Origin of the sequence: uncultured Fretibacterium sp., from assembly GCF_938040765.1 — a bacterium.
Taxonomy (GTDB): domain Bacteria; phylum Synergistota; class Synergistia; order Synergistales; family Aminobacteriaceae; genus CAJPSE01.
In genome coordinates this window covers 1-6,635 of record NZ_CALIAA010000146.1, presented here as the reverse complement: position 1 = coordinate 6,635, position 6,635 = coordinate 1, and the positions used below count along the sequence as shown (strand labels likewise).

Here is a 6,635-nt window from a genome sequence, read left to right as displayed (position 1 = left end):
CGGTTTCGATTTCATGGAAAAGAACGGAATAAAAGACAGCGAAATGGAAGAGAGCGGACGGAATTGAAGGAAAAACAAAGGTTGACGACGGAGGAGGTCCGCAGGCTGCCCAAGGACGCGACGTTTTCTCTGCTGGGGGTCGCCTCGCGCCTCGTGCGCAAGAAGGATAAAAACGACAATCCCTTCTGGGACATCTCGGTGATGGACGGGACGGGACAGATAGACGGCAAGATCTGGAGCAGCTCCGAGTGGTGGAACCTCGAGGGGGACTCCAGGATACGCCTCGACCCCCTCGCCGACGACGCGGCCCTCGGCCTGGAGGGGTGCACCGTCGGGCTGATGGGCAAGGTGGTGGAGTTCCGGGACCAGAATCAGTACAACTTCAACGTGGTGTACCGCGTGGATCAGGAAAAGTATCCGCCGCATGGCTTCGTGCGCCGTTCGCCCTTCTCCGACGAGGCGATGGAGGCCGAGTTCCGCGAGCGGATCGAAGCCTGCGGGGAGCCCGTCAGGGGCTTTCTGACGAGGATCTTCTTTGAGCGGGGCCTGTGGAGGGAATACAGGGCCTGGCCCGCCGCCGTGTCGGTCCACCACGCCTATGTGGGGGGGCTGCTGGAGCACTCGCTGTCCGTGACGCGGGCAGCCCTCGCCCTTGTTCGGAGCTACGCCGCCTCCGGCGTTCCGGCCGACGCGGACATCGTCGCCGCGGGGGCGCTTCTGCACGATCTGGGCAAGCTCGAGTCCTACCGCCTGTCCCCGACGCCCCAGGTGACGCTTCCCGGCAACGTCGTGGACCATATCGTCCTGGGGTACCACCGGTTCATGTCGCTGGTCGAGGAGGAGGGGTTCGACATGGAGCGGGCCCTGGCGATCGGGCACATCCTGGTGAGCCATCACGGCAGCCGGGAGTTCGGATCGCCGGTGCTCCCCGCCACGTCCGAGGCGATGATCGTCTCGGCCGCGGACGAGCTGGACTTCAAGCTCTACTGCTGGCGGGAGCAGGTGGCCCAGATGGATGCGGGGCGGGACGTGACCGACTTCGTCCCCGTGCTGCAGCGTCGGCTGTGGCGCGGTTCCGCCGCGGCTCCGGCCCCCCTGGCCGGCCCGGGCGGGGAAGAAGCTCGGCGATGAGCCACAGCCTGATCCTGTCCCGGGACCATGACGGGCGGCGGCTCGACCGCACGTTGCGGTCGATATGGCCGGCCATGCCGCTCTCCGCGATCATGCGCGGGCTCCGCATGGGGTCGGTGCGCCTGGACTCCGTTCGGGTTCGGGAGCCGGGAACGCGCGTCCACGCGGGGCAGGAGCTCTACGTCTCCTGGGAGGGGCCGGAGGAGCGGACCTTCGAGCGGCGCTGGGGGACCGTCCCGATCCTCTGGCGCGGGGAGTCGGCGCTGGTGGTGGACAAGCCCGCGAACCTGCTCGTCCAGCCCGACGTCAAGGACGGGGACAGCGTCGTGACCCGGGTCTGGGGCATGGTCGGGGGGCGGGAGGCCGGCTTCTCGCCCGCCGCGGTCCACCGCCTTGACCGAAACACGACGGGCGCGCTCGCCGTCGCCCTCAGAGGGGATGCCCTGAGGGGATTGGAGCGCCTTTTCAAGGAGAGACGCGTGACGAAGCGCTACCTGGCGGTCGTCGTGGGGCGGGCCCCCGAGTCGGGGGAGGTCGATGCGCCGCTCCTGAAGGATGCCGCGGCGAACACCGTTCGGGTGGACCGGGACGGAAAGAGCGCGCTGACGCGCTTCCGGCGGCTGGCGGGGGCGGAGGACGAAAAACTTTCCCTGGTGTCCATCGACCTTCTGACGGGGCGCACGCACCAGGCCCGCGTGCACATGGCCCACGCGGGGTTTCCCATCCTGGGGGACCGGAAGTACGGCTGCTTCGAGGCCAACCGGAGATGGGCGGAGCGGGTGCGGCGTCCTCTGCTTCACGCGGCCCTGCTGGGGTTTCCCGAGCTGCGCGATGCTCCCCTGGCCGAGCTGTCGGGGCGGACTTTCCGTGCGCCCCTGCCGGAGGACATGCGCTCCTTCGCCGCCGAGTGGGGCTGGGACGATCGGGATCTGGATTGAGTTCGAGGGGGCGACCGATGCCGAGTTGCAGAACGTGCAGTCGTTCGGTCGGCCGCGGAGCGAGGGGGATTTGAGATGATTCTGTCCGGCCTGTCCGGTTGGAGGATGTTTCTTCTGCGTTTTCTCGTCAGCCTGTTTTTCGTCGGGCTGGTCTATTGGGCGGCGGACTATTGGACGATAGGGATCTGGAACAGCCGGGAATCCCTCGTCGTGAGGGTCCTCGAGGCGGGGCCCGAGGCGCCCCGGGAGAAGGTTCCGGACGGCCGAAGCGCGGACGGGAACGGCGACGAGACCTTTCCCGCCCTCGAGCGCCCGCTGAAGGTCCTCGTGCTGACGGGGGAGCAGAAGGGGCGTACCTTCGTCGTCGTTGTGACCCGCCTTGCCGGGAGCGGCGTCGATCCGATTCCGGATCATCGCTATCTGCTGGTGGAAGACACCTTCGAGGACGGCAGCAAGCAGTACTCCATAGCCGATGCCTACCGCATCCCCTCGGTCGCCGCCTTCGTCGCACTGGTCTCGTCCCTGCTGCTGACCTTTGCCGGATGGGCGGGCTTCCGGGCCCTGCTGGGCCTGGGGCTCTCCATCGTCTGCCTGCTCTGGGGGGTGATCCCCCTGATGTCGGCGGGCTGGCCCCCGATTCCCCTGGCGTTCGCCGCCGTGCTCGTGATCTCGGTCCTGACGATCGTCTGCGTCGTCAAGCGTTCCCGCTGCCGCACGGTCGCCCTCCTCGGCAGTCTGGGCGGCGTCGGCTGCGGGTTCCTTATGGGATGGGCGATGGTCCTCTGCTGGCAGCTCAACGGGCTGGCGGGGGAGGGGGCCGCCCTGCTGGCCTCGACCCTCCCCGACATCGACGTCCGCGGGCTGCTGCTCGCCTCGATCCTGATCGGGGCCATCGGCGCGGTCCTCGACGTCGGCATCTCCATAACGGCCTCGATGGCGGAGCTCGTGGACTACGACCCGGATATCCCCCTGCGGCGCCTCCTGACGGCGGGCCTGAACGTCGGGAGCGAGGTGCTGGGGAGCATGATCAACACCCTGATCCTGGCCTATCTGGGGGCGGCGCTGCCCATGACGATCCTGATCAGCAGCGCGGGGGCCGACGTCGTCGGCCTCCTCAACGATCCGTATATCGCCCAGGAGATCGTGCAGAGCCTCGCCGGGACGGCCGGGCTCCTGCTCACGATCCCCGCGACGGCCCTGTTCTTCATCCTCCAGGAGGGGTGGACGCGCCGACGCCTCCAGGGCGGCGGGGGGGGCGTTTAGGTTATGGGGGCCGGGGTCCGTTCCGTCGTCGACATCGGGAGCAACTCCATCAAGCTGCGCGTCGCGCGCTGCCCTGCGGGGCGGATCGAGGTGCTGCTGGACACGACCGAGGTCGTCCGCCTGGGCAGGCGGACCGCGGACGGACGGCTGAGGAGGGAGGCGATCCGGAACGGAGCCCGTGTGGTGGAGGAGATGGTCCGCCGTTCGCGCGAGATGGGGGCGGAGCCATGCCTGGTCGGGACAATGGCCCTTCGCGTCGCGGAGAACGCGCAGGACTTCCTGAGGGAGATCCTCGGCCGCACGGGGCTCGAGGTCCGGATCCTCTCGGGGGAGGAGGAGGCCCGCCTCGCCTGGAGGGGTGCGCTGGACGGCTCCGACGGCGGCTCCTTTGCGGTGTTCGACACGGGAGGGGGGAGCACGGAGTTCGTATTCGGGGCCTCGCCGGGGGGCGCGACGCGCTCGGAGAGCGTCGCCGTGGGCGCGGTGAGCCTCACCGAGCGTTTCTTTGCGGCGGATCCCCCGGCCCCGGAATCCCTGGACCTGGCCCTGCGGTATGTCCGGGATCTGCTTCTTTGCAGTAAAATAGAGTGGGCGGACCCCTCGAGGCCCCCGTCGGTTATCGGACTGGGGGGCGGGGTGGTGGCCATGGCCTCGGTCAAGCTGGGGCTCCCCGGCTTCGCGCCCCTCAGGCTCAACGGCATGGAGCTGACCCGCGGGGACGTCGAGGGGCAGATGCGCCGCTACGCCGCCGCAACGCTCGAGGCACGGCGCCGCATTCGCGGTCTGCCCGCGAGCCGGGCCGACCTGGTTCTGGCCAGCTCGTGCATTGTGCTGTGCGCGCTGGAGGCGTTGGGCGCCGGATCCTTTACCGTGAGCATCAATGGGCTCCGGCATGGGCTTTTGGTTCAGATGTTCGAGTCCGACGGGCTTCTCCATTCCGACGGACTCCCTCGTCCGTGCGCGGCGGCGTCCCCGTCGGGGGCGGGAAGCGGCGGAGAGGACGATTGTGAGAGAAAGGCGGCGAAGTGATGCGAAAATTTCTGGGTGCGGTTCTGGTCCTCATGACCTTCGTGCTGAGGGCGTCCCCTGCTGCTGCGGCGTCCCCGGAGTCGTTGATCAGGGATTCCGTCGATGTCCTGAGGGCGATGCTCAATCAGGACGACACGCGGGACATGGCGGATGTCGTCGAGGGGGCCCATGCCGTTGCCTTCGTGCCCTCGATGGTCAAGGCGGGATTCATCCTTGGCGGGGAGTATGGCGAGGGGCTGATCCTGCGCAAGGAGAAGGGGAAATGGTACGGCCCGAGCTTTTATAACCTGGGGGGCGGCTCCCTGGGGCTCCAGATCGGGGCCCAGAAGATCTCCCTGATCCTCGTCGTGACGAACGAGAAGGGGGTCGAGGCCTTCCTGAGCAGCAAGACCAAGCTCGGCGGGGACGTGTCGGTGGCCGCCGGGCCCGTGGGGCGGCGCGCCGAGGCCGCGACGGACGCTCAGATGAAGGCGTCCATCTACAGCTATTCCATGACGAAGGGGCTCTTCGCCGGGGTCTCCCTGGAGGGATCGGTCATCAGCATCAGCGTCAAGCGCAACGAGGAGTACTGGAAGAAGAAGATCAGCGCGGCCGATGCGCTTCGGAAACCGGCGAACGACAAGCGCATTCGCCCCCTCGTCGAGGAGTTGGGACGCCTGGCCAAAAGGGCGAGATAGCGTTCTCCCGTGGCCCTCGGGGTCGGGGTGGGACGGACTTTTGAGGGGGAGGGGACGATTTGCAGCGGGACCGGCAAGGAGGAAAAAATGTGAAGTCTCTGTTACCTTCTCCTCAGGAGCGCGTTCTCCTGGATGGGCTCCTCAGCGGGGTGTGCTTTCTGAATACGGAGCGCCTGATCACGTACTGGAACGACGCGGCCGAGTTTTTTCTGGGGTACCGCGCGGAGGACGTCGTGGGGAAGCCTTGCTGCGATTGGATCAGTGGGACGGATCTGAACCTCGTGTCCTTCTGCAGCTGTCAGGGCTCCCTGGAGAGCTGCATCCCCGCGTCCCCGATTTCCGGAACGGTCCCTATCGTGACGAATCTGCGCCACAGGGACGGGTATTGGATCCCCCTCGAGCTGAGCTCTTTCCCCCTGTTGGGGCGGAGGGGAAAGGTGGTCGGCGCGGCCCTGGTCTTCGGGTCCGTCCGGGAGTCCAGGGACCTCGAGAACCGCCTCTCGGAGATGAGCCAGATCGCCTACTGCGACGCCCTGACGAACATCCCCAATCGCCGCTATCTCGAGGAGAAGCTCCAGGAGGCCCTCCGGCTCTGGGAGGAGGAGCGGAGGAGCTTCGTCGGCGTCATGTGCGACATCGACTTTTTCAAGAACGTCAACGACTCCTACGGCCACGACGTGGGGGATGAGGTGCTCAAGGAGGTGGCCCGCGTCCTCTCGCACAAGCTGCGAGCCTCGGATGTCGTGGGGCGCTGGGGCGGGGAGGAGTTCCTCATCCTGCTGAAGAACATCTCGGCGGAGGACCTGGTGCGCCGCCTGGACCGTCTTCGGGAGGCGATCGGCGCTACCGTGATCCAGTCCGGGATGGTGGAGGTCCGTGTGACCATGTCCTTCGGCGCCACGGAACCCCGCAAGGGAGAGACGCCGGCCTCCCTGCTCTCCCGGATGGACGACTGCCTCTACCGAAGCAAGCGCGAGGGGCGGAACCGGGTCACGTTCGAGCCGGCCTGACGGGGCTCATGCCGTATCGGCTCGTAGAATTCTTGTGGATGCGAACGGAGGAGAATTGAGAATGAAAAACGGAGCTCGTTTTGCCCTGGCGGCGATCCTGATGCTTTTTATGGCGGTGGGGGCCTTCTCCGCCGAGAGGTCGGACTTTCTCCATCTCGCGCACTTCGGGACGACCGCTCAGGTGCGCGCGGCCCTGAACCGGGGGGCGAACGTCAACGTGCGGCGCGGCAACGGCTCCACCCCTCTGGTGGAGTCGGTCTTCAACAAGGATATCGGAGTGTTCCCCCTGCTGCTCGAACGGGGTGCGGACATCCATGCGCGGGACCGGGACGGTGCCACGCCCCTGATGATCGTGGCCCTGTACGGCAAGGACCTCCTGAATCAGCTCAGGATGCTGATCGATGCCGGGGCCGACGTGAACGCCCGGGCCGACGACGGCCGGACGGCGTTGATCTACCTCTGCATGACCTCCCTGATCCACCCGCAGCCTGCCCAGGCCGTCGGGCTGCTGCTGGACTCCGGAGCGGACCCGTCCATCGTCGACGACTCGGGGAGGACCGCCCTGGAATACGCCCGGCGCAACCGGG

At 67.3% G+C, this 6,635-nt stretch carries 7 protein-coding genes; all 7 read left to right on the top strand.

The genetic code is table 11. The features are described from left to right. Positions 1-81: 81 nt before the first annotated feature. Positions 82-1,131, top strand: a complete 1,050-nt coding sequence (locus Q0176_RS05480) for an HD domain-containing protein (protein ID WP_299300032.1) — start codon at positions 82-84, stop codon at positions 1,129-1,131. Beyond that, positions 1,128-2,069 (top strand): RluA family pseudouridine synthase, encoded by a 942-nt coding sequence (locus Q0176_RS05475; RefSeq protein ID WP_299300030.1) that lies wholly within the window; start codon positions 1,128-1,130, stop codon positions 2,067-2,069. The genes Q0176_RS05480 and Q0176_RS05475 overlap by 4 nt, the downstream gene beginning before the upstream one ends. Positions 2,070-2,144: 75 nt before the next feature. Continuing rightward, positions 2,145-3,332, top strand: a complete 1,188-nt coding sequence (locus Q0176_RS05470) for a YibE/F family protein (protein ID WP_299300028.1) — start codon at positions 2,145-2,147, stop codon at positions 3,330-3,332. 3 nt (positions 3,333-3,335) lie between these two features. Beyond that, complete coding sequence (locus Q0176_RS05465) at positions 3,336-4,361, top strand: Ppx/GppA family phosphatase (RefSeq protein ID WP_299300026.1); 1,026 nt, start codon at positions 3,336-3,338, stop codon at positions 4,359-4,361. Beyond that, on the top strand, positions 4,361-5,038 hold the full coding sequence (locus Q0176_RS05460) for a lipid-binding SYLF domain-containing protein (protein ID WP_299300024.1): 678 nt from the start codon (positions 4,361-4,363) through the stop codon (positions 5,036-5,038). Before Q0176_RS05465 ends, Q0176_RS05460 begins: the two co-directional genes overlap by 1 nt. Positions 5,039-5,127: 89 nt before the next feature. Then, on the top strand, positions 5,128-6,048 hold the full coding sequence (locus Q0176_RS05455) for a GGDEF domain-containing protein (RefSeq protein ID WP_299300022.1): 921 nt from the start codon (positions 5,128-5,130) through the stop codon (positions 6,046-6,048). A gap of 61 nt (positions 6,049-6,109) precedes the next feature. Continuing rightward, positions 6,110-6,635: ankyrin repeat domain-containing protein (locus Q0176_RS05450; RefSeq protein WP_299300021.1), on the top strand; the 526-nt coding region annotated here is incomplete at its 3' end.

Bases quoted from the DNA above. Each gene is read 5' to 3' on its own strand.
- Q0176_RS05465 (WP_299300026.1), top strand. From the start codon at position 3,336: ATGGGGGCCGGGGTCCGTTCCGTCGTCGACATCGGGAGCAACTCCATC.
- Q0176_RS05460 (WP_299300024.1), top strand. From the start codon at position 4,361: ATGCGAAAATTTCTGGGTGCGGTTCTGGTCCTCATGACCTTCGTGCTG.
- Q0176_RS05470 (WP_299300028.1), top strand. From the start codon at position 2,145: ATGATTCTGTCCGGCCTGTCCGGTTGGAGGATGTTTCTTCTGCGTTTT.
- Q0176_RS05475 (WP_299300030.1), top strand. From the start codon at position 1,128: ATGAGCCACAGCCTGATCCTGTCCCGGGACCATGACGGGCGGCGGCTC.